At 43.8% G+C, this 25,431-nt stretch carries 24 protein-coding genes; 14 read left to right on the plus strand and 10 right to left on the minus strand.

Annotated elements, in window-relative coordinates; translation table 11 throughout:
- Positions 1-68: 68 nt before the first annotated feature.
- The gene (locus ABUE20_RS02640; protein ID WP_408618281.1) at positions 69-533 is read left to right on the plus strand and encodes a methylglyoxal synthase; all 465 of its coding nucleotides are present in this window, start codon (positions 69-71) and stop codon (positions 531-533) included.
- A 68-nt stretch (positions 534-601) separates the two neighbouring features.
- Here ABUE20_RS02640 and pssA read toward each other — a convergent pair whose 3' ends face one another.
- Positions 602-1,441, minus strand: a complete 840-nt coding sequence (gene pssA / locus ABUE20_RS02645; protein ID WP_408618282.1) for a CDP-diacylglycerol--serine O-phosphatidyltransferase — start codon at positions 1,439-1,441, stop codon at positions 602-604.
- 157 nt (positions 1,442-1,598) lie between these two features.
- Between pssA and ABUE20_RS02650 the strand changes: the two genes are divergently transcribed.
- Positions 1,599-1,859, plus strand: coding sequence for a hypothetical protein (locus ABUE20_RS02650; RefSeq protein WP_408618283.1), 261 nt, complete (start codon positions 1,599-1,601; stop codon positions 1,857-1,859).
- Positions 1,860-1,917: 58 nt separating this feature from the next.
- On the opposite strand, the gene ABUE20_RS02655 is transcribed toward ABUE20_RS02650, so the two are convergent.
- The 3 genes from ABUE20_RS02655 to ABUE20_RS02665 form a co-directional block, all read right to left on the minus strand.
- Positions 1,918-2,601, minus strand: a complete 684-nt coding sequence (locus ABUE20_RS02655) for a super-infection exclusion protein B (protein WP_408618284.1) — start codon at positions 2,599-2,601, stop codon at positions 1,918-1,920.
- Between the two features lie 85 nt (positions 2,602-2,686).
- Positions 2,687-3,661 (minus strand): tRNA dihydrouridine(20/20a) synthase DusA, encoded by a 975-nt coding sequence (gene dusA, locus ABUE20_RS02660; RefSeq protein ID WP_408618285.1) that lies wholly within the window; start codon positions 3,659-3,661, stop codon positions 2,687-2,689.
- A 388-nt stretch (positions 3,662-4,049) separates the two neighbouring features.
- Positions 4,050-4,778 carry an MBL fold metallo-hydrolase gene (locus tag ABUE20_RS02665; protein ID WP_408618286.1) on the minus strand — a complete coding sequence of 243 codons (729 nt, stop codon included), beginning with the start codon at positions 4,776-4,778 and terminating at the stop codon, positions 4,050-4,052.
- Between the two features lie 293 nt (positions 4,779-5,071).
- On the opposite strand from ABUE20_RS02665, the gene ABUE20_RS02670 reads away from it, so the two are divergent.
- Positions 5,072-5,698, plus strand: coding sequence for a TetR/AcrR family transcriptional regulator (locus ABUE20_RS02670; protein WP_408618287.1), 627 nt, complete (start codon positions 5,072-5,074; stop codon positions 5,696-5,698).
- A gap of 201 nt (positions 5,699-5,899) precedes the next feature.
- Here the strand turns inward: ABUE20_RS02670 and ABUE20_RS02675 are convergent, their stop codons facing one another.
- The gene (locus ABUE20_RS02675) at positions 5,900-6,946 is read right to left on the minus strand and encodes an NAD(P)-dependent alcohol dehydrogenase (protein WP_408618288.1); all 1,047 of its coding nucleotides are present in this window, start codon (positions 6,944-6,946) and stop codon (positions 5,900-5,902) included.
- A gap of 425 nt (positions 6,947-7,371) precedes the next feature.
- Positions 7,372-7,761, minus strand: coding sequence for a tautomerase family protein (locus ABUE20_RS02680; protein ID WP_408618289.1), 390 nt, complete (start codon positions 7,759-7,761; stop codon positions 7,372-7,374).
- Between the two features lie 106 nt (positions 7,762-7,867).
- Between ABUE20_RS02680 and ABUE20_RS02685 the strand changes: the two genes are divergently transcribed.
- The 3 genes from ABUE20_RS02685 to ABUE20_RS02695 all read left to right on the plus strand — a co-directional run bounded on the left by ABUE20_RS02685 (position 7,868) and on the right by ABUE20_RS02695 (position 12,019).
- Positions 7,868-8,806, plus strand: coding sequence for a LysR family transcriptional regulator (locus ABUE20_RS02685; protein ID WP_408618290.1), 939 nt, complete (start codon positions 7,868-7,870; stop codon positions 8,804-8,806).
- A 97-nt stretch (positions 8,807-8,903) separates the two neighbouring features.
- Positions 8,904-9,986 carry a glycosyltransferase family 9 protein gene (locus ABUE20_RS02690; RefSeq protein WP_408618291.1) on the plus strand — a complete coding sequence of 361 codons (1,083 nt, stop codon included), beginning with the start codon at positions 8,904-8,906 and terminating at the stop codon, positions 9,984-9,986.
- A 131-nt stretch (positions 9,987-10,117) separates the two neighbouring features.
- Positions 10,118-12,019 (plus strand): MFS transporter, encoded by a 1,902-nt coding sequence (locus ABUE20_RS02695; RefSeq protein WP_408618292.1) that lies wholly within the window; start codon positions 10,118-10,120, stop codon positions 12,017-12,019.
- A gap of 100 nt (positions 12,020-12,119) precedes the next feature.
- Here ABUE20_RS02695 and fbaA read toward each other — a convergent pair whose 3' ends face one another.
- The 4 genes from fbaA to tkt form a co-directional block, all read right to left on the minus strand.
- Positions 12,120-13,196 carry a class II fructose-bisphosphate aldolase gene (fbaA, locus tag ABUE20_RS02700; RefSeq protein WP_408618293.1) on the minus strand — a complete coding sequence of 359 codons (1,077 nt, stop codon included), beginning with the start codon at positions 13,194-13,196 and terminating at the stop codon, positions 12,120-12,122.
- A gap of 127 nt (positions 13,197-13,323) precedes the next feature.
- Entirely contained in the window at positions 13,324-14,487 is a 1,164-nt protein-coding gene (locus tag ABUE20_RS02705; RefSeq protein WP_408618294.1) for a phosphoglycerate kinase, read from the minus strand.
- Positions 14,488-14,548: 61 nt separating this feature from the next.
- A complete protein-coding gene (locus ABUE20_RS02710) occupies positions 14,549-15,565 on the minus strand; it encodes a glyceraldehyde 3-phosphate dehydrogenase NAD-binding domain-containing protein (RefSeq protein WP_408618295.1) in 1,017 nt (338 codons plus the stop codon).
- A gap of 72 nt (positions 15,566-15,637) precedes the next feature.
- Positions 15,638-17,629, minus strand: a complete 1,992-nt coding sequence (gene tkt, locus ABUE20_RS02715; RefSeq protein WP_408618296.1) for a transketolase — start codon at positions 17,627-17,629, stop codon at positions 15,638-15,640.
- A 654-nt stretch (positions 17,630-18,283) separates the two neighbouring features.
- Here tkt and clcA point away from each other — a divergent pair.
- The 8 genes from clcA (at position 18,284) to ruvX (ending at position 25,376) form a co-directional block, all read left to right on the plus strand.
- Positions 18,284-19,714 carry a H(+)/Cl(-) exchange transporter ClcA gene (gene clcA, locus ABUE20_RS02720; protein ID WP_408618297.1) on the plus strand — a complete coding sequence of 477 codons (1,431 nt, stop codon included), beginning with the start codon at positions 18,284-18,286 and terminating at the stop codon, positions 19,712-19,714.
- Positions 19,715-19,928: 214 nt separating this feature from the next.
- Positions 19,929-21,080 (plus strand): methionine adenosyltransferase, encoded by a 1,152-nt coding sequence (gene metK / locus ABUE20_RS02725; protein WP_408618298.1) that lies wholly within the window; start codon positions 19,929-19,931, stop codon positions 21,078-21,080.
- A gap of 418 nt (positions 21,081-21,498) precedes the next feature.
- Positions 21,499-22,062, plus strand: a complete 564-nt coding sequence (locus ABUE20_RS02730; protein WP_408618299.1) for a YrbL family protein — start codon at positions 21,499-21,501, stop codon at positions 22,060-22,062.
- Between the two features lie 82 nt (positions 22,063-22,144).
- Positions 22,145-22,618 (plus strand): SprT family zinc-dependent metalloprotease, encoded by a 474-nt coding sequence (locus ABUE20_RS02735; RefSeq protein ID WP_408618300.1) that lies wholly within the window; start codon positions 22,145-22,147, stop codon positions 22,616-22,618.
- Between the two features lie 58 nt (positions 22,619-22,676).
- Positions 22,677-23,411: a 16S rRNA (uracil(1498)-N(3))-methyltransferase gene (gene rsmE, locus ABUE20_RS02740; RefSeq protein WP_408618301.1), complete on the plus strand. Its 735-nt coding sequence runs from the start codon at positions 22,677-22,679 to the stop codon at positions 23,409-23,411.
- Positions 23,411-24,364, plus strand: coding sequence for a glutathione synthase (gene gshB / locus ABUE20_RS02745; RefSeq protein WP_408618302.1), 954 nt, complete (start codon positions 23,411-23,413; stop codon positions 24,362-24,364). The genes rsmE and gshB overlap by 1 nt, the downstream gene beginning before the upstream one ends.
- A 27-nt stretch (positions 24,365-24,391) precedes the next feature.
- Positions 24,392-24,955, plus strand: a complete 564-nt coding sequence (locus tag ABUE20_RS02750; RefSeq protein ID WP_408618303.1) for a YqgE/AlgH family protein — start codon at positions 24,392-24,394, stop codon at positions 24,953-24,955.
- A gap of 7 nt (positions 24,956-24,962) precedes the next feature.
- Positions 24,963-25,376, plus strand: coding sequence for a Holliday junction resolvase RuvX (ruvX, locus tag ABUE20_RS02755; RefSeq protein WP_408618304.1), 414 nt, complete (start codon positions 24,963-24,965; stop codon positions 25,374-25,376).
- Positions 25,377-25,431: the final 55 nt, after the last annotated feature.

Genomic DNA, 25,431 nt, shown 5'->3' on the forward strand with positions numbered 1-25,431 from the left:
CCTAGAAACTCAGGGTACTATAGAAAGCATTTTCATGACTTAACTGACAGGCAGGAATTCTACACATTATGAAGACCATAGAACGAACTTTACAATCAACGAAGCGGATTGCGCTGGTTGCTCATGATAATCAAAAACCAGCCTTACTTCGGTGGTGTGATAAAAATCATGAAGCACTCAGTTTTCATACTCTTTTTGGTACCGGTACCACTGGCTCGTTACTACGCAAACAAGGCTTCGATGTCCATTGTCTGTTTAGTGGCCCTATGGGTGGCGATCAACAACTAGGTGCCATGATTGCAGAAGGGCGTATTGATATGATGATTTTCTTCTGGGATCCACTGGAGTCCATGCCCCATGATCCTGATGTCAAAGCATTGCTAAGATTGGCAACCGTATGGAATATTCCGGTGGCCAACAATGAAGCCACTGCGGATTTTATTGTCTCCAGTCCTTACTTCAATCATGAATTTACAACTACCATCCCCGACTACAGCGGTTACCTCTATGACCGGACCGGAAACGAATCCTAACCGCGCCAAGACAAAAAAGTCTGATCATTGATCAGACTTTTTTGATAGAACCGAGAATTATATCTACACTATTCATCCGATTTTTTAGACGGCTCGGAAGCTGATGGGCTATTCTCATCAATCCCATCGACTGCTTCATCCGATCCCTTCTCATCGTTATCAGCAGAAAAACGTTCATGCTTTAATTTACGCACCGCACGGATGGTATAAATAGGGCCAGAGATGGCATAAATAGAAAAAACCAAAAACAAGACTAACGGTGGGCGCAGTGCAATCACTACAATAATCAGCACCATGAGCAGCACAACCACAAAAGGAACCCGGCCTTTTAAGTCAATTCCTTTAAAACTGTGGTAGCGGAAATTGGTCACCATCAACAATCCGGAGCAAATCGTAATCAATGCTGCAATAACGTCCAAATGATGACGATCTAAAGAAAGATCCTGCCCCAACCACACCATTCCAGCAACAATGGCCGCTGCAGACGGACTCGCTAACCCCTGAAAGAAATGTTTATCCGCTTTGCCAACCTGCGTGTTAAAACGAGCCAATCGCAACGCGGCGCTCACAGCAAAGATAAAAGAAGCTAGCCAACCAAATTTGCCTAAACCACTTAATGCCCAATTATACGACACTAAAGCCGGAGCAATCCCAAACGAGACCATATCAGACAGAGAGTCATACTCAGCACCAAATGCACTTTCGGTACCGGTTAATCGAGCAATGCGTCCATCTAAACCATCAAAAATCATCGCCACAAAAATAGCGATGGCTCCAGCTTCAAAATGACCATTCATAGAAGCTACGACGGCATAAAACCCTGAGAATAATGCCGCTGTCGTGAATAAATTAGGCAGCAGATAAATTCCCCGTCGCTTTCCTGAGTCATTTGATTTGATTTCAGACATAAATTTAACCTATAAGATCTATGGGGAGTAAAAAATGAGAAGTAAAATAGCACAAACACAGTCATATTACAGCGTCAGCAAGGTGTATTTCAGATCATTTTAGAACATGGCGCTTTGAAGCGAAGCCGTCCTAACCGATTAAAAACGAGATAGAACCATGAAGAAGCACCCATTAGAAGTCATCCTGAAATTAAATGACAATCAGATCAAAAGTATTCAGGCCATAGAAACACATTATGACGAGTTGATCGACCAACTTTTTGCCAGCGACCTGACCATGCGTCAAATGATGAAACAGATGAGGCATTTCACACAAGAAAAGCATTCTAAAATTTGCGCACTATTAACCGCTCATCAGCAACAGATCTATCACGATTACAACAACAATGCGCATTCTCGCTTAAAGAAGTTATTATAAGTGCTCGCTCTCACTTGTTGAGCCTCAGAACACTCACAGACACTCAGTATCATCCGAACTATGATGCGGCCTGATGATGCTCAAGACGGTCTAATTCAGTCGCTGACGTTCCTTCCGCTCCTCTTGAATAACTGGTCCGAATACGGAATACCTTACCCGAATAAGTTCGATTCGCGTCATAATCAGGTTGTAAAAACCGAGGCCGCATTTTTTTCAACCGTTCTAATTGCTCTTCCGTCAAATTTCCGACAGGCAACGATAACACCCGATAACTTAATAACGGTCTGGCCATCAACGAAATCATACAATCAACCCGATTATGCTGATCAAGTAACTGCTGATATTCGACTAATTCCAAAACTCCATTATGCAACAAATTAGCAACTGCTGGCTCGGTCACCGGTAAACGTAAAACGCTCCGTCGGCTAATCACGAACTCACGTAAAATAGCTTTTTCGGTATGATCAAGACACTGAATTAATGCTTCAATATTTCGACGAGAAACCCGCAGTTGCCAGCGGCCACCGATAATTTTCCAGGCATAAATGAACAAACGCCCCAGAAAATAAGAAGCACAGCTTAGCATCGCACACCACAAACCCAGTAAATAAGGAACTAAATCAACACTTTCTGGGAAATAGGATCTGGGGATCAATAACAATAATCCACAGCTAAAACCTATCCAGGCCAATAAAGTTTCGAAAAACTTAAACCGGGCCAATATCTGTTTTAACCACCGCATGAATGGACACTCCATTTTGCCAATAAACTGACTCTCAGAATCAATTGAGCAAAGCGCGTGCCATAATCAGATTTTTTACAACTTGTTAATACCGATGCCCCGTTACCAAGTGTAATGCATCTAATAAAACTCGAACATCGGCATCAGGCCGATGTGCATGTTCACTTAAATAACGACGCCAGCCTCGTGCCCCGGGTAATCCTTGGAATAATCCCAGCATATGTCGGGTAATTTGCTGTAAACGGCCGCCCTCGGCCAAATGTGCCTGTACATAATCGACCATCTTGAGTACGACATCCTCTCGACTGATTATCGGCTGTTTAACCCCAAAGAACAGTGAATCCACAGAAGCTAACAGATAAGGATTATGGTATGCCGCTCGTCCCAGCATCACGCCATCCACATGTTGCAGATGTTGCTCGATCTGCTCCAATTCCGTAATACCGCCATTGAGACTGATGTTCAAATGCGGGTAGTCCTGTTTTAATTGATAAACTCTCGCATAGTTTAACTCTGGAATTTCCCGATTTTCCTTCGGGCTAAGTCCTTTCAACCAAGCTTTACGGGCATGGACCACAAAATGCTGACACCCACTTAAGGCAACCGTCTCAATAAAGTGAGTTAAAAATCCATAACTATCCTGCTCATCGATACCGATTCGAGTCTTAACCGTCATCGGGATAGCAACTTGATCTTGCATCGCTTTGACACAGTCTGCGACTAACGCCGCCTCGGCCATGAGACAAGCCCCAAACCGTCCATTCTGAACCCGGTCTGAAGGACAACCAACATTCAGATTAATCTCATCATAACCCCGTTGTTCCGCAATCAGCGCACACTGTGCCAATGCGGCCGGATCACTGCCGCCCAGCTGCAATACCAGCGGATGTTCCGCTTCGTTATACTGCAAATAATCGCCACGCCCCTGCAAAATAGCACCGGTCGTCACCATCTCGGTATACAGCTGGATCTGATCGCTTAATAACCGATGAAAGTAACGGCAATGGCGATCCGTCCAATCGAGCATGGGTGCCACGCTGAAACGAGAAGCAGGGAACATAATAGAACCTCTATTAAAATTAAATAGTTAGCTACCCATTAGACTTGATTCGACAAGATCGCTGTTAACTATTTGTCCCCAAACCTCTCTCAAAGGATTTTTGGGGATATCTAGGCCTATTGATCTTTCGTGACGATTGTTGCAGTCATCTAAGTCTGAACAATGTTGTGTTGTATCCTATTCACTTAACTCATTAAGTTTCACAGACCGCGCCTAGTTCAAGATGCGTTTCATTTGAATAAAAATTAACAATGAAAGCTCAACAGCCCCTAGAAAATGGAATAGCGTTAAGTAGGCGCGATTATACATAGCGCTATTTATGGCTTCAAATATTACCGCGCGCTCATTGCGTCACCCGCATATTGCTCGGAGCGATCCAACCGCATGATCAACAGCTGTGTTCTTTTAGCCAACGCGTGATGATTTCACGAAATTTTTCACCGGAAAATGATGGAAAATGCCCACCGTGAACGCCCCGAACAGGTAAAAGTAGTAGCCGCTCCATCGAACGAATGTAATCTTCAATATTGGAGTGATAAGAATCTTCGATCAAAGGACCATCATATACAATATCACCTGAAATCAAGATCCCTGTTTTCTCTTCCCAAAGAGCAATTCCACCGGGGCTATGTCCGGGAACATGAAGAACTTTAAACCAACGATCCCCAAGATCGATCACATCCCCATCCTCCAGCAAACGAGTCGCAGGAGCCCCTTTAATCGCATAACTAGTTGAGCTATAGGGAACATCTGGTAGTGCATCAAAGATGCCATCAGAAACATAAGCATCAGCCAACGTATTGGCACGGGTTGGATGTGCCAAAATATCCGCTTCAGCATGGTGACACAAACGGCAGTCAAATTCGTGGTGATTCCCCACATGATCGAAATGCGTATGAGAGGCTACGGCATCCAACGGGCGACCACTCACCAGGGGAACCCATTTTCTAAGGGACACGACCCCCATGCCGCTATCAACCAACATATCCCGATCTCGACCACGCACATGCCAGATATTACAGCGATAGAATGTCTGTATATAAGGTTCATCAATTCGAATAATACCGTCACCAACACTTTGTTGACGGTACCAATCTTGGGGGGGAATTCGTTTCATTAAGCTACCTCCGAGGGTAAAAGTACTGGGTTACGTACAAAAAGTTCAACTTTCGCCCCCGGCTTGAAATTTTCCCACTGAGAAAGGTATGCAACCAGAGCGCGATCAGGGACGAAGATGGGGTGAAAAACACCTGAATGCGAACCGAGGAAAGACCTTTCGGTTAGGCGCGCTTTTCCCAAGCTATAGAGACCCCTTGTTGTGCATTAATCAGCCTCCTGCTGACTCATATCGATGTTGACATCGATATTTTTTATGGTCAATATAATTTTATAGTCACTATAAGAATTTTTATGGCCACCGGATTACGACAACGAAAAAAAGCAGAAACGCGCGAAAAGATCATTTCTTGCGCCATTCAGCTGTTTAAGGAACACGGGTATGAGGCTTCACGGATCGAAGATATCGCAGAAGCAGCGAATCTATCGGCAGCGACCTTCTACAATTATTTTGGCTCTAAAGCGGACATGCTATTAGCAAGCATATTGACTGAAACGGAAATGATCATTGAGGCCGTTGATGCCTGCATCAGCAGGCCGCATACGGATTTGGAAACCGCTTTTTCGGAAATTGTCACGATTTACTTTACTAAGTCGTTTCAACTAACCTCTCGTGAAATGTGGCGCGAGGCGCTCGCTCGAACAATGCTTGATCCAGAGGCCGAATTCAGTTGCCGCTATACCGAAATTGACCAAAGGCTTCGAATACAGCTCCGGAGATTTATGAACGACATGCAAGAGCGTGGAGCCATTCTGCCTGATGTAAATTGTTCAGCCTTGGGTGATTTACTGTTCAACAATGTAAATATAAATTTCATTGAAATAATGCGCAGCAAAGACCGCCCCAGTGGCGAAGCCTGCCAAAAAGTAATGTCTGAGAGTGCCCCCGTCTTTGAACTGTGTAAGAAAATATCCGTATAAAGTTATTGGCGACAATGGCCGCCAATCTCTATTTCTGACCCGACAAAAAAGGCAAAAAGCTTAAACCTTAGCCAACAGTTCGATTTCATCCTGCCATCCATGAAGATGGAATAGCTGATGAAGCTATGTTTGGTATAGGGGAAAAGCAATGAATAAGAGGTGCCACTCGTTGAATCAAATGGCAACCTCAAATATCAATGTTTAAACATGCAAATAAGACATGTCCATGACAAAGCGATACGGGATATCTGCTTTTTCAAGGGTGACAAATGCATCATTAATTTCATCCGGGCGAATAATTTTACATTCCGGCAAAATATTTTTACGTGCGCAAAAATCTAAAACTTCCTGAGTTTCACGAATACCACCGATCGGAGAACCCGCCACACTACGCCGTCCCAGCAAAAGTGGCGCACCATCCACTTCACCCCAAGGACCGACAGCGCCCACAATCACCAATGTACCATCGATATCCAGCAAGGGGACATAAACATCCAAATCGTGTTTGACCGGGATGGTATCGATGATCAAGTCAAAGCCATTGTAGGCAGCTTTCATGGCATCCGCGTCTGTCGAAACCAGAAATGCATCAGCACCGATTTCCATAGCCACCGCTTTTTTCTTCAGTGATCGAGAAATCTGCGTAACCGAGGCACCCAAAGCCGATGCTAATTTCACCGCCATATGACCCAGCCCCCCCATTCCGATAACTGCAACTCGGCTTGATGGCCCGATATTCCAATGTCGTAGTGGAGACCACGTCGTGATCCCGGCACATAAAATAGGGGCAGTACGAGACAAATCCAATTTATCCGATAAGGTACACACAAAGTCTTCACGAACGACGATGTGTTTTGAATATCCTCCCTGAGTGATTGCCCCATCAATACGATCCGGTGAAGAATAGGTCATGGTATTGCCTTCACGACAGAACTGCTCATTCCCCTTTTTACACTGGTCACATTCCTGGCAGCTATCCACCATACAACCCACAGCGCCATTGTCTCCGACTTTAAATTTAGTCACTTGGGATCCCACTTCAATGACCCGTCCCACAATCTCATGCCCAGGAACCAGTGGATAGTGTGCAAATCCCCAGTCATTATCTCTCATGTGTATATCGGTGTGACAAATGCCACAATAGAGAATTTCCATCACCACATCATTTGGACGAGCTTGACGACGATCAAAATGCCAGGGAGCCAAATGTTCACCAGCCCCTTGAGCAGCATAACCTACTGTTTTCATGATCTACTCCATCAATATGAATGAATATAAATGCGAATTAAAGCAACGAAGTGACCCTCATTGCTTTAAATACGATAGAAAACTTGAGACTATTTATCTTTAATGGTTAAGTTTATTCAAATACATAACGCCATAACCGGTGAGGCTAATGAATGAGCAAGCAGCGCCAGCAAAACGCAACCATGAAAGGTCAACAGCCCCTAACAAAGTTAATTGCCATCTATCATAACGCTCCATACTGATTAAGATGATTTAATTTCTACTGATTTTTTGCTCAATGCTATCAAAACCCAAATCCATTCTGAATTTGCTTTAATATCGGTGATCATGGAGAGAACGAAGGTCACAAGAGAGACAAGATCGGTGTCATCAACACGCAGTTTTAACACCGATACTTAGATTTGCAGAGCGTTTTCAACGGTAATTTAAAGCGTTCCCGTATGATATTGGGCTTCACCGAAACCGAAACTCCAGTCATCCCGAGTGTTCATAAAAAATGCGATCATAAGATCGGTTCCCTGAATACCACATTTTGCTTCTAAAGCTTCGGCCAACTCTTTCATAAACTGAAGCTTTTGTTCTTCACTTCTGGGACTGGTGAACACACGCACCATAATCAAGTTATCTGAGCGTTCAAAACCTAACCCTGTATCTTCAAACACCATCTGGTAACGTTTGTGTTCATAAACAATTTGATAACGATCCCGAACGGGAACTTTAAATACATTCAGAACAACTTCATGCGCTGTATCTAGAATCGCTTGAACTTCTGATTCTGAACGCCCTTCAATCATATCAAAGTGGAGCAATGGCATTGCAATATTCCCTATAAACATAAATGATGGTTCTATACTGACCTTTTAAGTCGCCAAGAAAAAGCGCTAAACTTAAATTGATTATTCATTATTTTGAACAATAAAAATGAAAGACATCCATATTGATGCCTTATGGGAACACCTGTACTGGCTTACCATTCTAGCAGAGCAACAAAGCTTTACCCGAGCAGCGGAACGACTCGATGTCAGTAAATCATCCGTCAGCCAAAAAATTAAAGAACTGGAAAGCGTTGCCGGACTGCCTTTAGTCCAGCGAACAACTCGCAGTGTACGACTAACTGAAGCCGGAGAAGCACTGGTCAAAGAATTAAAAAATCCTTTTGCGCAGATCGCGCAGAGCTTTGCGGCGGTTAGAGATACAACAGGGCCAGTTCGGGGATTGATTCGGATGACCGCACCAGTCGCATTTGCCCGGCAGCATCTGGTCCCGGCGGTCAGTGATTTTTTAAAAGCCTATCCACAAGTTCGGATCCAACTTGAAGTCTCTGATCGACTGGTTTCTCTGTCTAGCGAAGGATTTGATCTGGCCATTCGGCATAGTCAAGTGATCCCTGAAACGTATGTTGCCCAACCTTTATGCCATACCCGAACCTTGTTGGTCGCTTCACCTAATTATTTAAATCAACAAACAATTCCAACCCATCCGTCAGAACTTGCCAATTTTGATTGTCTTTATTATCCCCGAGGGACCAAACTTCCCAGTTGGCAACTTCAGCACCGGATCCACAAAGATGAACTGATTCGAGTCAATGTCAAAGCGCTCTTTGCCACCAATAATAGTGAATCTATTCGCGATGCAGCGCTGCAAGGATTAGGTATTGCAATGCTTCCAGACTTTAGTGCAATGGCGGCGATCGATTCGGGAACCCTGATCGAAGTACTGCCGGAGTGGCAAGTGATTGATGAATTTTCCACCCATATCTGGATTATTCGTCCTTACTCAGCCAAAGTGCCCCGCGTGATCCAAGTCTTTTCCCAATGGTTACGACAACGATTTGCTTCCCAGCTTCCCCCCGAATCATAACCCATCTACAACAAATCCCTATTTTTGATGTATTTATCATCTCATTTGCTAATTTCTTAGCCATACTTACAAAATGGACAATAGTATGTGAGATAAAATGGGCCGTTGGATCCGATTTAAAAATTTTTTACGCCAATGCGATAAAACCAGACGACGCTCTACTCGCCGTTTCGAGATACTCATTTACTGGTTGCTTGGCCATATTAATCCTGCCACAGAACTACAATGGCCCCCATCGGAGATCCATTCCATATTAGTTTTGCGCAATAATAAGCGATTGGGAAATATTACTTTTTTAATCCCTTTTCTGCACGATCTCATACAACGATATCCCAAAGCCCAAATAGAACTTATCATTCCACTCCCTTGGCAACAACAGATCATTGACCATTTTGGAATTGAAGTTCACATCTCGCAAATTAGTTTCCGCCATCTCTGGAAAACGCTACGACTCATCTACCAACTTAAACATCGCACCTATGACATGATTATCATGCCATTCAGTTCATCCACGGATGCGATTCTGGCTGCCTTATTACGCAGTCGTTATAAAATCGCCTTTTATCATCCCTATCGCCACTTTATCTTCAACCATAATATCGAAACCCAACAGCGAGCCCTCCATAGTGCCTATTCGGCATTAGCGCTATGGGATAAAAATCTGTTAAAAGGAAATTATCGACTTAAATTTTCTCCAACCGAACAACAGCGGATCCAAAAATTACAATGCCAGTTGCATTCAACTCATCAATATCGCATCGGCTTTTTTCGAGGGGCCCGGGGGGAAAAGGTTATTTCTGATCCGACTTGGAAATTACTTATTGAACACGTCAATCAAAAAATTCCAACTATTCAATGGATTGAAATATTACATCCGGGCGAAAAAACCGCCCCTCTCGCGGTGAAGGGACTCCAAACCATCAAAACGTATTGTATTCGCGAACTGGCTATGCAAATGGCTGCTTTTGATCTTTTTATTAGCGGTGATACCGGTCCATTGCATCTTGCCGATGCCGCTGATGCATTTTGTCTGGGACTATTTACTCAAACCGATCCTTGTATTTATGGATGTATCGGCGAACATGGATTTAACCTCGATTTGCGTCAAGGTATTGATGAACAGAGGATTAGCCAAATCGTGATCAGCTGGCTGACGCTTCACTCTCATCATGTCGCATAAAGCCATGAGCACACTCGATACCAAGATACTTTTTACACCCTCAAGCATTATTTTCCCTGATGCTCATTTGACAATCGAGCTATAGCACCATAGGGTTATTTTTTGGCTTGTTTAATTCCAAGGGTTCGTTTGTGGTTGTCACTCTTATTCCCCTGATCTCTTTATTCGTCAGTAGCTTCATTATTATGATGGGCTTTGGACTCATTGGTATTGTATTACCGGTACGAATGAGCGTCTCAGGCATTGATACCACAAACATCGGTTTAATTCTTTCAATGTATGCCGTCGGCATGATGTTCGGTGGGATCTACAGTCGCCGCCTGATTGCTCGGGTTGGGCATATTCGCATGTTTGCCGCCTGTGCCGCCTTAGGTGCGATCAGTGTTTTAGGATTCTCATTAACCAGTAATACCTGGGTTTGGGGAATGCTACGCATGTTTCTGGGATTTTGTAGTGCCTGCGCATTTTCAGTTATTGATGGTTGGCTGAGTGATGAAGCCAGTGAAGCAAACCGAGGGCGGATCCTAGCGACTAGCCAGATAACGGCGATGTCCGCGATGTTTGTCAGTCAGTTTATGATTAACTTAGCCCCTATAGAAGAACCAACCTTATTCATTATTGGAGGATTATTTTTTTGCGCCGGCATTATTCCGTTAACGATGAGTCGTCGCTCGGGTCCTGTCGTCCAAGAAACCACAAGCATGTCATTATTGACGCTAGTACAAAAGTCTCCCTTGGGAGTTACCTGCTGCTTTGCCAGTGGCTTATTGTATAACGGAGCCATGAATATGCTCCCCATTTTTGCGAACCATCACCATATCACTGGTTTTTTACTCTCTTTATTTATGGCATCCGCTGTCATGGGTAGTTTTTTATTACAGTTCCCCATTGGAATACTTTCAGATCGATTTGACCGGCGAACTGTTTTATTCAACCTTTTAATCGTCAACATGCTAGCAACGGCCCTAGTTCCTCTCTTTGCCGGATTGAATTGGCTACCCTTGATGATGTTATTTATCGGGATTGCCAATGGCGTGTTCGCCTGCATGTACCCCATGAGTATTTCCGAAACCTTTGACCGAATCCAAAAATCCGATATGGCCGCTGCGATGGGAGGATTACTGATCGTTTATGCCCTCGGAGCTGTTGCAGGTCCTTTACTCTCGTCTTACGCTATGAAAATTTTGGGAGATAATGCGTTATTTATTTTCTTAATTATTTGTCAATTGGGACTGCTGGCGTTTGTGTTCTACCGGATGAAAACGCGAGCCGCACTTCCCATTGCTGCTCAGGAAAGTTTCGTCATGCAAACTGAAGTAGGTTCAGCCATGTATGATTTAGACCCCCGAATTCCACAAGAAGGATCCTATTCCCCCGATCATTTAGAAACTCAAGTAGCAGCAACCATTGCTGAAAACAGCCCGGCCGCAGCCGTTCGAATGGCGATTGAAATTGCTCAGACTGCACCGGAAAAGGCTGCTGAATTATGTTCTCGATTAGCACAGATTGACGATATCGAAGTCGGTCGACTCTATGTGGCCATCGTAGAAGCCGCACCGGAACTCAGCCAAGATATCGCCGATGCATTAGCCAGCAACGCTCCGGAACAAACGGCTGAATTAGTCGCTTGGATGAGTGATCATTATCCTGAAAAACTGCAAAATATCGTTTTAGCTATCGCAAATCAGTACCCAACAGATCACCAAGAAAATATACCAGATACGACAGCAGATGAGATAATGACTAATGAGGATATGCGACCCGCCGATTTGGAAGCTTATCAGGAATCAGCTGCAGAACTGGTCTCTCACTATGTTGAAAATCATCCGGAGCAAGCCATTGATATCGCCGCTGCGGTCATTGAAAATGTTCCGGAAGCAGCCTCGGATATCGTTGAATTATTACATGGTGCAGAACAAATTGATGAATCCGCCTTAAGCTCCGATATTCATGACGCACCGCCCCATACCGATTCCCAAAAAACCTCTAAAAAAGAAAGTACTTCTTCAACACCTGGAACTGATACACACTAAAATTTAGCTCTAAAACTGCTGGTATGATCAAAAAATCCGGGGCAAATATCCCCGGATTTTTAGCGACTGACTTTTACTGAAACACATTCAGTGCCAATAATTAAAGAACGTCGATTGCTTTCAAATCATTGAAGGCACGTTCCAGACGAGCAATCATTGACAGTTCGCCAGCACGTAACCAAACGCGTGGATCATAGAATTTTTTGTTAGGTTGATCTTCACCTTTAGGGTTACCAATCTGACCTTGCAGATAAGCTTCGTTTTCTTTGTAATAGTTCAGAATACCTTCCCAAGTCGCCCACTGAGTATCAGTATCGATGTTCATTTTGATAACACCATAGCTGATTGCTTCGCGGATTTCTTCCAGAGTTGAACCTGAACCACCGTGGAATACGAAGTTCAACGATTTTTCTGGCAGACCGAATTTTTCAGAAACATATTTCTGAGAATCACGCAGAATAGTTGGTTTCAGAACCACGTTACCTGGTTTGTAAACGCCATGAACGTTACCGAAAGAAGCCGCAATTGTGAAACAAGGGCTAATCGCATTCAGTTTTTCATAAGCGTAAGCAACATCTTCTGGTTGAGTATACAGTGAAGAGGCTTCCATATGGCTGTTATCAACGCCGTCTTCTTCACCACCAGTACAACCTAATTCAATTTCCAGAGTCATGCCCATTTTAGACATACGTTCCAAATATTTAGAACTGATTTCAATATTTTCTTCAAGGCTCTGTTCTGACAGATCCAACATGTGTGAACTGAACAGTGGTTTACCTGTTTCTGCAAAATGTTTTTCACCTGCATCCAACAGTCCATCAATCCAAGGCAGCAATTTTTTCGCAGCATGGTCTGTATGCAGAATAACAGGAACACCATAATGTTCAGCCATAGCATGAACGTGTTTAGCACCTGCAATCGCACCTAAAATCTGAGGTTGCTGACCTTCCAGTTTTACACCTTTACCTGCTAAGAAACCGGCACCGCCATTAGAGAACTGGATAATAACAGGTGATTTAACTTTAGCAGCAGCTTCTAATACAGCATTGATTGAATCGCTGTTAACACAGTTAACAGCAGGCAGAGCAAAACCATTTTCTTTGGCAACAGCGAATACTTTTTGTACGTCTTCGCCGGTGATTACACCTGGTTTTACCACATCAAAAATCTTAGACATATCGGCTTCCCGTCTCGTTTAAATGTAAATTTTATTTTAACAGAATATGATCAAGGTGCGATTAAAATATAGACAACACCTCTGAAGAAAGGTGTGGCCTTGGACCACACCTCATAAAACAACTTGATTACGCTTTAGCACGTTCTTCAAGCATCGCTACAGCAGGCAGTTTTTTACCTTCAACGAATTCAAGGAATGCGCCACCACCAGTAGAGATATAAGAAACTTTATCTTTGATACCGAATTTATCGATTGCAGCCAAAGTGTCACCACCCCCTGCAATTGAAAATGCATCACTTTCAGCAATCGCATTCGCAATCACTTTAGTACCTTCTGCAAACTGATCGAACTCAAATACACCAACAGGACCGTTCCACAGAATAGTTTTCGCACTTTTCAGAATGTCGGCCAACTCAGCAGAAGAATTTGGACCTAAGTCAAAGATCATATCGTCGTCTGCAACATCAGCAACCGCTTTAGTGGTTGCAACGGCAGTTTCAGAAAACTCTTTACCCACAACAACATCAGTAGCGACAGGAATAGAACCTTTGCTCATTAAACCTTTAGCAGTATCCACCAAATCGGCTTCATACAAAGATTTACCAACATTACCACCTTTAGCTGCGATGAAAGTATTCGCAATCCCACCGCCGACAACCAACTGATCCGCAATTTTAGATAGTGATTCTAAAACAGTCAGTTTAGTTGAAACTTTAGATCCACCCACGATGGCAACCATGGGGCGAGCAGGATGATCCATCGCTTTACCCAGTGCATCTAATTCAGCCGCCAACAGAGGACCAGCACAAGCAACTTCAGCAAACATACCTACACCATGAGTTGACGCCTGAGCACGGTGAGCGGTACCGAATGCATCCATGACATAAACATCACACAGCGCAGCCATTTTTTTAGCCAATGCTTCGTCGTTTTTCTTTTCGCCTTTATTGAAACGAACGTTTTCTAACACGACGACTTCACCAGCATTAACTTCAATGCCGTCTAAATAATCTTTCGCCAGACGAACAGGCACATCTAATGCGTCGTTGAGGTAATCAACAACAGGCTGGAGTGAAAATTCTTCATTATATTCACCTTCAGTTGGACGACCCAAATGAGAAGTGATCATCAATTTAGCGCCTTTTTCCAGAGCCAATTTGATCGTTGGGATAGATGCCAAAATACGGGCATCAGAAGTTACTTTACCTGCTTTCACTGGAACGTTCAGATCTTCACGAACGAGAACTCGTTTGCCATTCAGATCTAAGTCAGCCATTTTGATAATTGCCATTATCAGTCCTCTTTATGATATTAGAAGTAAGCCATTACCTTTGGTTCTACCGCCAAAGAGATTACAAATTTGCCATATACTGAGCCGTATCTAATATACGGTTGGCAAATCCCCACTCATTACCGCACCAACTCAACACTTTTACCAACGTCTTATCACTAACGTGGGTCTGACTTCCGGTCACGATGCAGGAGTAGGAATTATGGTTGAGATCAATCGAAACCAACGGCTTCTCAGTATAATTCAATATACCCTGTAATGTACCCTGTGTGGCAGCCTGTATGGCTTGATTTACATCAGAAACTGTAACTTTTTTACACACAGTTACACATAAATCCAGAGTAATTACATTTTGAGCCGGGCTCCGGAGCTCAATTGCCTCAAATTTACTCTTAAATTTGGGCAAAACTCTTTCGATTTCGCGAGATAACCCCGATTTAACCGGAATTACCGATACACCCGCCGCCTGGCTTAACTGAAAGCCATGACCCAACACCTCATTTCCTTCCGACGATTCAAAATCGGTCGAACGAATTGTAGTAATACTACCACATTTTACCCCAAAGGCTCGATCCAATACATCAATTACCGGGATCATCGCATTCGAGATACAGCTGCCACTAGATACAATCCGATCACGAGAAGTTAACATATGCTGATTAATTCCAAAAACAACAGTAGCATCAACATCAGAATCAGCAGAATGAGCATAGAGTACGCGACGGGCCCCGCCATTAATATGCCATTGCGCATGCTCCCGACGACAAAAAACAGAGCTACAATCGATGACGATATCAACTTCCAACCTTCGCCAGTTGAGCTGCTTCGGATCAGCACATGCAAATAACTCAATGACAGACGAACCTATCTGAACGCGATTATTCTGTAATGAAATGGGATGAGGCACATCGCCACGGATCGCATCATGCTGCAGTTGCCGGGCAATCGATTCAGGATTGATCAATTCGTTGATAGCAACTAATTCAAATTGCTGACGATATTTTTCTGAATATAAAGCCCGGACCAGACAATGCCCCATAGAACCGAATCCATTCAAGGCTACTTTAATTTTGCCCATTTCATCCTCTTTCCAAAAAAAAACCCCAACCGAACGTCGAGGTTTTTATGATCTAGTTAAGCATTGAGATGATTACAACGAATTTGCCTGAGCAACAACATTCTCTACAGTGAAACCAAACTCTTTAAACAGTTCACCGGCTGGAGCTGATTCACCAAAAGTGGTCATCCCGATCACTTTGCCGTCAAAGCCAACGTATTTGAACCAAAAATCAGCAATACCCGCTTCAATAGCAACGCGTTTACGTACGGCTAAAGGCAGAACTGATTCCCGATAAGCATCATCTTGTTTATCGAATATTTCGGTACATGGCATAGAAACAATACGAACCGCCTTGCCCTGCTCTGTTAATTTGGCAGCCGCAGCAACAGCCAACTCAACTTCAGATCCGGTTGCGATCAAAATCAAATCCGGAGTGCCTGCACAATCTTTTAGAACATAACCACCACGAGCCACATCTTTTAGCTGCTGCGCATCTCGAGGTTGAGGTTCTAAGCCTTGACGCGAGAAAATCAAAGCGGCCGGACCGTCAGTACGTTCAATAGCACTACGCCATGCCACAGCTGATTCGACTGTATCGCAAGGACGCCATGTATTCATATTCGGGATCAAACGCAGTGTAGAGGTTTGTTCAACCGCTTGGTGAGTCGGTCCATCTTCACCCAATCCAATGGAGTCATGGGTATAAACAAAGATCGAATGCGCTTTCATCAAAGCCGCCATACGAACCGCATTACGCGCGTATTCCATAAACATAAGGAATGTTGCACCGTAAGGCACCAAGCCACCATGCAAAGCCATACCATTCATCATGGCTGACATACCGAATTCCCGAACCCCATAATGCATGTAGTTACCACTAGCATCATCATGAGTAATCGATTTCGAACCAGACCAAATCGTGAGGTTAGAAGGCGCCAAATCAGCCGACCCCCCTAATAATTCAGGCAACTTAGGTCCAAAAGCATTCAAAACGATTTGAGAAGACTGGCGCGTAGCAACTTTTTTCTGTGTCTGTTGCAACTCGCTAATGTATTGATCCGCAAAGCTCTGCCAATCTGAAGGTAATTCACCATTCATACGACGGGTAAATTCAGCGGCCAGTTCAGGATACTGAGCTTTATAAGCTGCAAACAACTGGTTCCACTGCTGCTCAGCCTGTGATCCTTTTTCTTTGGCATCCCACTGTACATAAATATCGGCAGGGATTTCAAATGGAGGATAATTCCATCCCAACTCTTTACGAGTTGCAGCGATTTCATCATCTCCCAGAGGGGCACCATGGCAGTCATGAGATCCCGATTTATTCGGTGAACCGAAACCGATCACGGTTTTCATGCAAATCAATGTTGGTTTTGAGGTATCAGCCCGGGCCGCTTGGATCGCAGCGCTAATAGCATCACTATCATGACCATCTACAGCAGGAATGACATTCCAGCCGTACGCTTCAAACCGTTTAGGGGTATCATCTGTAAACCAACCTTCGACATCCCCATCAATTGAAATTCCGTTGTCATCATAAAATGCGATGAGTTTACCCAGACCTAAAGTTCCGGCTAATGAACAGGCTTCGTGAGAAATACCTTCCATCAAACACCCATCACCTAAAAATGCATAAGTGAAATGATCGACAATATCAAAATTATCGCGGTTAAACTGAGCCGCTAATGTTTTTTCGGCAAGTGCCATACCCACCGCATTCGTGATCCCCTGGCCTAATGGTCCAGTTGTGGTTTCAACCCCAGCGGTATAGCCATATTCGGGATGACCCGGAGTTTTCGAATGCAATTGACGGAACTGTTTCAGTTCATCAATAGGCAGATCATAACCGCTCAAATGCAATAGTGAATAAAGTAACATTGAACCATGACCATTCGATAAAACAAAACGATCTCGGTCTGCCCATTTCGGATTCTGAGGATTATGTTTTAGGTAGTCACGCCATAAAACTTCAGCAATATCAGCCATCCCCATAGGGGCACCTGGATGCCCGGATTTAGCTTTTTGCACGGCATCCATACTTAAAGCTCGAATTGCATTCGCAAGCTGTCGACGGGAAGACATTCGTTTCTCCTGAATTGATTGAGTAAGAATTGTGCTCTATATGTTTGTCTATTGTCACAAACTACCTGAATTGACTCAATATGAATATCCACAAAATGCTCGTTTTATAGCAAAAAACCTTGGATAACAGATCTCAACAGCAATAAGGCAATTTTATCCATACATCACACACGATGAAGATTTGTGTTCATCCTATAACCTTCCGACGATTACGCCAATTGATAAGTGTTATTAATTTGTTACATGAGTGACGATGCTTGTTTTCTAAGCAGCATCTTTGTATCCTAACAGCAGTGACAAACATCCTGTCTCATGGCCACGAGAATTCATTCCAGGATATAACTCCATCCTACTTGAAGTCTGTCGTTTTCATGGAAAAGTCTAAAATACGTAACCATACCGTTCCCATAATCGGTCTATGGCTGATGCGGTTTGGCTTCATAATTATGGATGGATTCGTCAGTAATATCATGACTATTTAATTGATCTTTTTATTATTAATTGATGTGTTTCCAAGTAAAAAGCTCTCGTTAAAATTTCATTCATAAAGCTGAAAAATTGTTGATGTTTGTCATAGCATAAAAGTATTGGGGCCATAAGCTATCCATCACTTTCATTGACCTAAATCACAATTCACTGTAGGTATTAAACCAAATGCCCAAGTCACCTAATTTCCGCTTTTTTCAGGGTGGACTACTCAAACATCGCGTCACGCCAAAAATATTTACCACTCAGGCAGACTATATGGTTCTGCTGTCTCTATCGGCTATTGTTGGAGCGATCGCCGGATTAGTCGTTTCTTTATTCGAGCAGGCAATTGGCTCCCTCAGTAGCTACCGAATTCACTTTTTTGATGTTTGGCATCTTCCACATGGTATCACGGCATTACTTGTGATTTTGGCCGGAGCCATCATTGCAGCAGCAGGTTTTTGGATCACCGCCCGCTTTGCTCCAGAAATTTCCGGAAGTGGGATCCCCCACATTGAAGGTGCTTTGGATGGGTTACATGATATTCGCTGGTGGCGTGTACTACCGGCTAAATTTATTGCGGGTGCTTTCACATTAAGCTCCGGAATGGTTTTAGGTCGTGAAGGTCCATCCGTTCAAATTGGTGGAGCCGTCGGCCGTATGTGTGCCAGTGCAGCAAAACGTTATCAGCACGCCACTCACGTTTTAACCGCTGCGGGTGCCGCAGCAGGCCTTGCTGCGGCATTCAATGCGCCACTGGCAGGGATCCTCTTTATCATCGAAGAGATGCGCCCTCAATTCCGTTACAACATCACTTCATTTAAATGTGTCACGTTGGCTTCGCTTATGGCGACTATTGTCCTGCGCTATTTTCATGGGCAACAAGCGGTGATGGATATTCCCAACTATAAGGTCCCACCACTGGCTTCTTTGTGGCTGTTTTTATTACTAGGGATCATCTTTGGGATTATCGGGATCAACTTCAATAATTGGGTTTTAAAATTAACCGCTTTTTTCAAACGCTACCATAAAAATAATTTAATTCGAGTCACGATCACTGGTGCTATTTTTGGAGCCTTATTTGCATTTTTCCAACTTTACGTCCCTTCACTAGCTCAAGGGGGGATTGGCCATATTACGGAATTTGTCCGTGAACCCATGGCTTGGAGCATCATGGTACTCCTATTTTTACTCCGATTAGCAGCGACACTAGGCTGCTTCTCTTCGGGTGCTCCCGGTGGAGTTTTTGCCCCAATGCTAACATTAGGAACCTTACTCGGACTCGCTTATGGGACCATCGCCGCCGGCTTGTTCCCAGGGTTAGTTTCAGAACCCGGTGTTTACGCTGTCGCCGGAATGGGGGCCTTATTTGCTGCAACCGTTCGAGCTCCGGTCACCGGAATTATCCTCGTGGTTGAGATGACCGATAACTATCAGTTAATTCTTCCCTTGATTATGACCTGTCTTGGCGCAACCTTTATTGCTCAAGCTCTAGGAGGAAGTCCTCTGTACTCCGCCTTACTTAAACAATCATTGTTAAACAAAGAAAACCGGCAACCGGCTGCCAAAGATATTGTTAAACCCGATGCCAGCGCCAATCCATCAAGCGACGCTTAAACTCAGGCATTCTCCATTAAGACCACATGCTAAAAGCTACCTGCCAAGGTAGCTTTCGCGTCATGCTTATGAAACGACATGTCGGAGAACTCCGGCTAGCTGTATAGCACAAACATCAATAAAACACTGGAAAAAAATTCCGACCTCTCCTAGAATAGACGTCCAGATGGTCATACATCTAAATCATTCTATCTTTGCTAAAAGAGAGTTTTCTATGGCTAAACACCTGTTTACATCGGAATCTGTCTCTGAAGGTCATCCTGATAAAATTGCGGATCAAATTTCAGATGCAGTTCTTGACGCTATCCTGACTCAGGATCCAATGGCACGAGTCGCTTGTGAGACGTTTGTCAAAACGGGCATGGTTTTAGTAGGTGGTGAAATCACCACATCGGCCTGGGTTGATATTGAAGAATTAGTTCGACATACAGTGAAAGAGATCGGCTATGTGGGCTCTGACATGGGATTCGATGCAGATTCGTGTGCCGTATTAAACGCGATCGGGAAACAATCACCCGATATTAATCAAGGGGTTGATCGCGCCGATCCTAAAGAACAAGGGGCTGGTGATCAGGGGTTAATGTTCGGTTATGCTACGGATGAAACCGATGTCTTAATGCCTGCGCCCATCACCTATGCACATCGCTTAGTCCAGCGGCAATCTCAAGTACGCCGGGATAAAACACTTCCTTGGTTACGTCCGGATGCTAAAAGTCAGATCACTTTTGCCTATGAAGATGGCAAAATTGCCGGAATTGATGCTGTTGTCCTATCCACACAACACAGTGAAGCTGTCAGTCAGGAAGAATTACGCGAAGCCGTGATGGAAACCATTATCAAACCGGTTCTTCCTGAAGAATGGTTAAACAAAAATACTAAATTCTTCATTAACCCAACCGGGCGTTTCGTGATCGGTGGACCCATGGGTGACTGTGGATTGACCGGCCGGAAAATCATTGTCGATACCTATGGTGGTATGGCTCGTCACGGTGGTGGCGCGTTCTCCGGTAAAGATCCATCGAAAGTGGATCGTAGTGCTGCTTACGCCGCTCGTTATGTTGCGAAAAATATTGTGGCCGCAGGACTTGCAAATCGTTGTGAAATTCAAGTTTCTTATGCCATTGGCGTTGCCGAACCCACATCCATCAGTGTTGATACCTTTGGCACCGGGAAAATCGCCGACGAACAACTGGTACAGCTAGTACGCCAGCATTTTGATCTTCGTCCATATGGTCTGATTGAAATGTTGGATTTAAAACGGCCTATCTATCAGCCGACAGCGGCTTATGGCCACTTTGGTCGAGAAGAATTTCCTTGGGAAAAAACAGATAAAGCCGAATTGTTACGCGATGCGGCCAAACTATAATCATACGCTCTGATTTCTGACTAAAGGGCATACAAAACCATTTAGTCAGAATTTCTTCACTAGCGCTGCAAGCCAAATGACTCTTATTATCATTTGGCTATGTCATATATTATAGCTATAATCCCACTGTATTCTTCTATGCTAGAATCCAACGAGTCCTTGATATTCTTTGTAAACAAAAGATGACGACCTATCAAAGCCAACGCAGTTTAGAACCTGAAGATAGGTGTCATAAAACAGTTAAACTAAGCGATGACTGGCTGGTGAACATAACATCATCATCCAATGATCACCCCGTCGCAGTGCTTGAACATTCATAATGCTCACACTGAGCCTTGAATCGCGTTCAAGCATCGAAAGGGACTCACTCTAAATTATAATTAATATTTTAATTTTACCATTAGTGACATGCATATATATGATATATCTAGATGATTCTTTACTCATTGGTAAAGGCTCTGAGCGAGCTTGCTATATCGATCCAACTTGTTCGAGCCGATGCATCAAAATTTCTCACTCTCAGAGCAAAGACGATCAAAATAAAAATGATTTCCGATACTATCACCATCTGGAAAAAAGAGGGGTCCCTTGGGAACATATTCCCCGCTGTTTCGGATGGGTTCAAACTAATCTAGGCCGAGGACTTACCTTTAAATTACTCCAAAACCAACAAGGCCACCCCTTGCCGTCCATTGCCAATTTATTGGAACGGGGAGAAACAACACTCGAAGATTTAACACCTAGTTTGTATCAACTTCGGGACTATTTAGCCAATAATTTTATTTTTGCTTCCGACCTAAGAGACTCCAACATCGCCTGTCAACAACAGGAGAATGGAAGCTATCATCTTTATCTAATGGATGGCCTTGGATACCGACAGTTCATCAAACTAGCCATGCACTGGCGATGGTTAGGATTGCGGAAAATTCATGACCAATGGGATCATTTCTATAATTATCGTATGCGACGATGGCATAAATAAGTCTATAACGGGATGCACTGATGTTACATCAGTATTCAAAATCACGACGTAACATCACACAATTCTGTGGACGGTGAATACCATGCAAGAGCTTTTAGCCGCTTGTTTAAACTACCTCAAACAAGCTGAACAGTATTTGAAATGCGATTTAACCATCCCAGACATTCGTCTAGATTTACGGGGAAAAGCGGCGGGACAGGCTCATCTTCAGCGATCACAACTACGTTTTAATCCAGTTTTATACCATGAAAATCATGAACATTTTCTAATTCATACCACAGCGCATGAGATCGCCCATTGGGCCGTCTATCAACATTATGGTCATGTTCGACCTCACGGAAAGGAGTGGCAGGATTTAATGGCGAATGGATTCCATCTTCCGGCATCCAGACTTCATCACTATGATATTGCCACCGTCAGCGGCCCAACATTTTGTTATCACTGTCGTTGTCGGACTTACCAACTCAGTATTCGTAGACATCGAGCCATACAACGTGGACGGCAATACCAGTGCCGTGATTGTCATCAGCTGCTCACACCGTTGCACTCTTCTTAATCCGATTGTTCTGACTTTCGAAATTACGTATGCTGCTCGCATCATGAAGGAGATATTTATGCGAGTTCCAAGAATCTTTCACCCGGAACCACTTTTAGAACACCAACTAATAGAACTGTCTGACGATGCAGCCAACCATGTAGGTCGCGTATTGCGTCTGGAAGAACAACATCCTTTAGTTCTATTTTGTGGTGATGGTTATAACTACGATGCCCAAATTCAACAACTACAAAAGAAAAAAGTCATCGTACAAATCGGTGTAAAACAATCCAATACTGCAGTGGAATCCCCCCTATCTATTCACCTCGGACAAGTCATTTCCCGCGGTGATAAGATGGATTTTACACTGCAAAAATCCGTTGAATTAGGCGTGAATGAAATCACCCCGTTATTCAGTAAACGATGTGGCGTAAAACTCAATGCAGAACGCCTTGAAAAAAAACAAATTCAGTGGCAAAAAATTGTTATTAGTGCTTGCGAGCAGTGTGGCCGTTCAATCGTACCCAAAGTGAATGCGGTTATGCCTCTGGAACAGTGGATCGAACAAGCAACTTTAGAAATGAAGTTGAATTTACACCCTTTGGCCCCATATACCATAAAGAGTATGCCGAAACCCGAACACGGTATTCGATTACTGATAGGCCCCGAAGGCGGACTGAGTGCTGAAGAAATTAGCCAGTGTAGTCTGCATGATTTTTCAGAAATTCAACTGGGCCCCCGAATACTACGTACCGAGACAGCAGCACTAACCGCAATTACCGCTTTGCAGTGTCAATTTGGAGATTTAGCCTAATGAGCATCAAACTCGGTATAGTGATGGATCCCATTCAAACCATCAATACCAAAAAAGATACCAGTCTAGCCATGCTACTTGCCGCCCAAAGTCGTGGCTATGAATTGTATTACATGGAAATGGCTGATCTATATTTAGAAAACGGAACTGCATTTGGTCATATGGCTAAATTGACGGTGGCTGACGACCCTGAGCAATGGTATCAACTTGCCCCGGCTCAGGATCAACCGTTACATGAACTAGATGTCATCTTAATGCGCAAAGATCCGCCTTTTGATACGGAATATATCTATGCGACCTATATGTTACAACGAGCTGAAGATCAGGGAACTTTAATTGTCAACAAGCCCCAAAGCTTGCGAGATGCCAACGAAAAATTATTTACAGCGTGGTTCAGTGAATTCACCCCGCCGACATTAGTCACCCGAAGTGCTGAACGCTTAAAAGCGTTCTACCATAAACACCATGATGTCATCATGAAACCGCTTGATGGCATGGGTGGTGCATCCATTTTCAGACTTAAACCTGATGATGCTAATGTATCCGTAGTCATTGAAACATTGACCCATCAGCAGACTCAATATTGCATGGTTCAAACCTATCTTCCCGAAATTAAAGACGGGGATAAACGTATTTTAATCGTCGATGGTGAACCCATGCCCTATTGTCTGGCGCGGATCCCCCCTGAAGGCGAAACCCGAGGGAATCTGGCCGCTGGAGGACGAGGTGAAGCTCGGCCGTTAAGTGCATCAGACTGGGAAATAGCGCGAGCGATTGGCCCTGTATTAAAAGAAAAAGGCCTGATTTTTGTTGGGCTTGATATTATTGGTAATAAAGTAACAGAAATTAATGTGACCAGCCCGACTTGTATCCGAGAGATCCAAAAGGCTTATCACTTTGATATTGCTGAACAATTAATGTTAGCGATTGAAAATCGTCTAGCTAAAATTTAGCAAGCGTAAAATATAAAAGGAGTAGCAATGGAAAATTTACAAAACCAGTTTTTGATTGCGATGCCTGGATTTACCGATCCGTTTTTTAAACAAGCGGTCGTCTATGTCTGTGAGCACAATCAAGACGGAGCAATGGGACTTATCGTCAATATTCCAGTTGATCTGACGATTGATTCACTACTGACTCAAATTGATCTCATGGATGCCAGCCAGGACTTAAAAACCTTGGCTGGGCACCACGTTTATCAAGGGGGGCCTGTCGCACAGGAACGCGGATTCGTACTGCATACCCCGAAAACGGGATTCAACAGCAGTCTGTCTCTTTCAGACCAGTTGATGATCACAACCTCTAAAGATGTGCTCTCATCTTTAGGGACCGAAAAACAACCTGAACATTATTTGGTCACATTAGGTTACGCCGGATGGTCAGCCGGGCAATTGGAGCAGGAAATTGCCGCCAATGCATGGCTTAATATTCCAGCTGATCCCGATATTATTTTTAATACACCCACTCATCAGCGATGGGATGCTGCTGCGCGTCAACTAGGATTTGAGCCATGGCAACTCGCAACTGAAGTAGGCCATGCTTAGGAAACTTATGGAATCAGTTCTCGGCTTTGATTTTGGAACGCGTTCAATCGGAGTGGCAATTGGAAATCCGATTACTGGCAGTGCCAGTGCCCTCTCCGCAATAAAAGCCAAAGATGGGATCCCTCATTGGGAAACCATCCAAAGGCTTATCGAACAATGGCAACCTGAACGATTAATTATCGGATTACCTCTGAATATGGATGGCAGTGAACAACCGTTAACGTTACGAGCTAAAAAATTCGGAAATCGATTACATGGTCGTTTTGGGTTACCCATTGAATTTCAGGATGAACGATTGACCAGTGTTGAAGCCCGTTCGGACCTTTTTGCCAGAGGCGGTTACGCCGCATTAAATAAAGGAGCTGTCGATAGTAAAAGTGCCGTCATTATCGTCGAATCATGGTATGCATCTCAGACTTAAACATCATTGCTTTCACCGATAATCAAAACTATCGGTAGACCCGATCTACCCGTAT

Origin of the sequence: Celerinatantimonas marina (assembly GCF_046054165.1) — a bacterium.
GTDB lineage: Bacteria > Pseudomonadota > Gammaproteobacteria > Enterobacterales > Celerinatantimonadaceae > Celerinatantimonas.

What these genes read in the sequence shown, in the direction of transcription:
- ABUE20_RS02640 (WP_408618281.1), top strand. Translation starts at nt 69, where the DNA reads ATGAAGACCATAGAACGAACTTTACAATCAACGAAGCGGATTGCGCTG.
- pssA (WP_408618282.1), bottom strand. Translation starts at nt 1,441, where the DNA reads ATGTCTGAAATCAAATCAAATGACTCAGGAAAGCGACGGGGAATTTAT.
- ABUE20_RS02650 (WP_408618283.1), top strand. Translation starts at nt 1,599, where the DNA reads ATGAAGAAGCACCCATTAGAAGTCATCCTGAAATTAAATGACAATCAG.
- ABUE20_RS02655 (WP_408618284.1), bottom strand. Translation starts at nt 2,601, where the DNA reads ATGCGGTGGTTAAAACAGATATTGGCCCGGTTTAAGTTTTTCGAAACT.
- dusA (WP_408618285.1), bottom strand. Translation starts at nt 3,661, where the DNA reads ATGTTCCCTGCTTCTCGTTTCAGCGTGGCACCCATGCTCGATTGGACG.
- ABUE20_RS02665 (WP_408618286.1), bottom strand. Translation starts at nt 4,778, where the DNA reads ATGAAACGAATTCCCCCCCAAGATTGGTACCGTCAACAAAGTGTTGGT.
- ABUE20_RS02670 (WP_408618287.1), top strand. Translation starts at nt 5,072, where the DNA reads ATGGCCACCGGATTACGACAACGAAAAAAAGCAGAAACGCGCGAAAAG.
- ABUE20_RS02675 (WP_408618288.1), bottom strand. Translation starts at nt 6,946, where the DNA reads ATGAAAACAGTAGGTTATGCTGCTCAAGGGGCTGGTGAACATTTGGCT.
- ABUE20_RS02680 (WP_408618289.1), bottom strand. Translation starts at nt 7,761, where the DNA reads ATGCCATTGCTCCACTTTGATATGATTGAAGGGCGTTCAGAATCAGAA.
- ABUE20_RS02685 (WP_408618290.1), top strand. Translation starts at nt 7,868, where the DNA reads ATGAAAGACATCCATATTGATGCCTTATGGGAACACCTGTACTGGCTT.
- ABUE20_RS02690 (WP_408618291.1), top strand. Translation starts at nt 8,904, where the DNA reads ATGGGCCGTTGGATCCGATTTAAAAATTTTTTACGCCAATGCGATAAA.
- fbaA (WP_408618293.1), bottom strand. Translation starts at nt 13,196, where the DNA reads ATGTCTAAGATTTTTGATGTGGTAAAACCAGGTGTAATCACCGGCGAA.
- ABUE20_RS02705 (WP_408618294.1), bottom strand. Translation starts at nt 14,487, where the DNA reads ATGGCAATTATCAAAATGGCTGACTTAGATCTGAATGGCAAACGAGTT.
- ABUE20_RS02710 (WP_408618295.1), bottom strand. Translation starts at nt 15,565, where the DNA reads ATGGGCAAAATTAAAGTAGCCTTGAATGGATTCGGTTCTATGGGGCAT.
- tkt (WP_408618296.1), bottom strand. Translation starts at nt 17,629, where the DNA reads ATGTCTTCCCGTCGACAGCTTGCGAATGCAATTCGAGCTTTAAGTATG.
- clcA (WP_408618297.1), top strand. Translation starts at nt 18,284, where the DNA reads ATGCCCAAGTCACCTAATTTCCGCTTTTTTCAGGGTGGACTACTCAAA.
- metK (WP_408618298.1), top strand. Translation starts at nt 19,929, where the DNA reads ATGGCTAAACACCTGTTTACATCGGAATCTGTCTCTGAAGGTCATCCT.
- ABUE20_RS02730 (WP_408618299.1), top strand. Translation starts at nt 21,499, where the DNA reads ATGATATATCTAGATGATTCTTTACTCATTGGTAAAGGCTCTGAGCGA.
- ABUE20_RS02735 (WP_408618300.1), top strand. Translation starts at nt 22,145, where the DNA reads ATGCAAGAGCTTTTAGCCGCTTGTTTAAACTACCTCAAACAAGCTGAA.
- rsmE (WP_408618301.1), top strand. Translation starts at nt 22,677, where the DNA reads ATGCGAGTTCCAAGAATCTTTCACCCGGAACCACTTTTAGAACACCAA.
- gshB (WP_408618302.1), top strand. Translation starts at nt 23,411, where the DNA reads ATGAGCATCAAACTCGGTATAGTGATGGATCCCATTCAAACCATCAAT.
- ABUE20_RS02750 (WP_408618303.1), top strand. Translation starts at nt 24,392, where the DNA reads ATGGAAAATTTACAAAACCAGTTTTTGATTGCGATGCCTGGATTTACC.
- ruvX (WP_408618304.1), top strand. Translation starts at nt 24,963, where the DNA reads ATGGAATCAGTTCTCGGCTTTGATTTTGGAACGCGTTCAATCGGAGTG.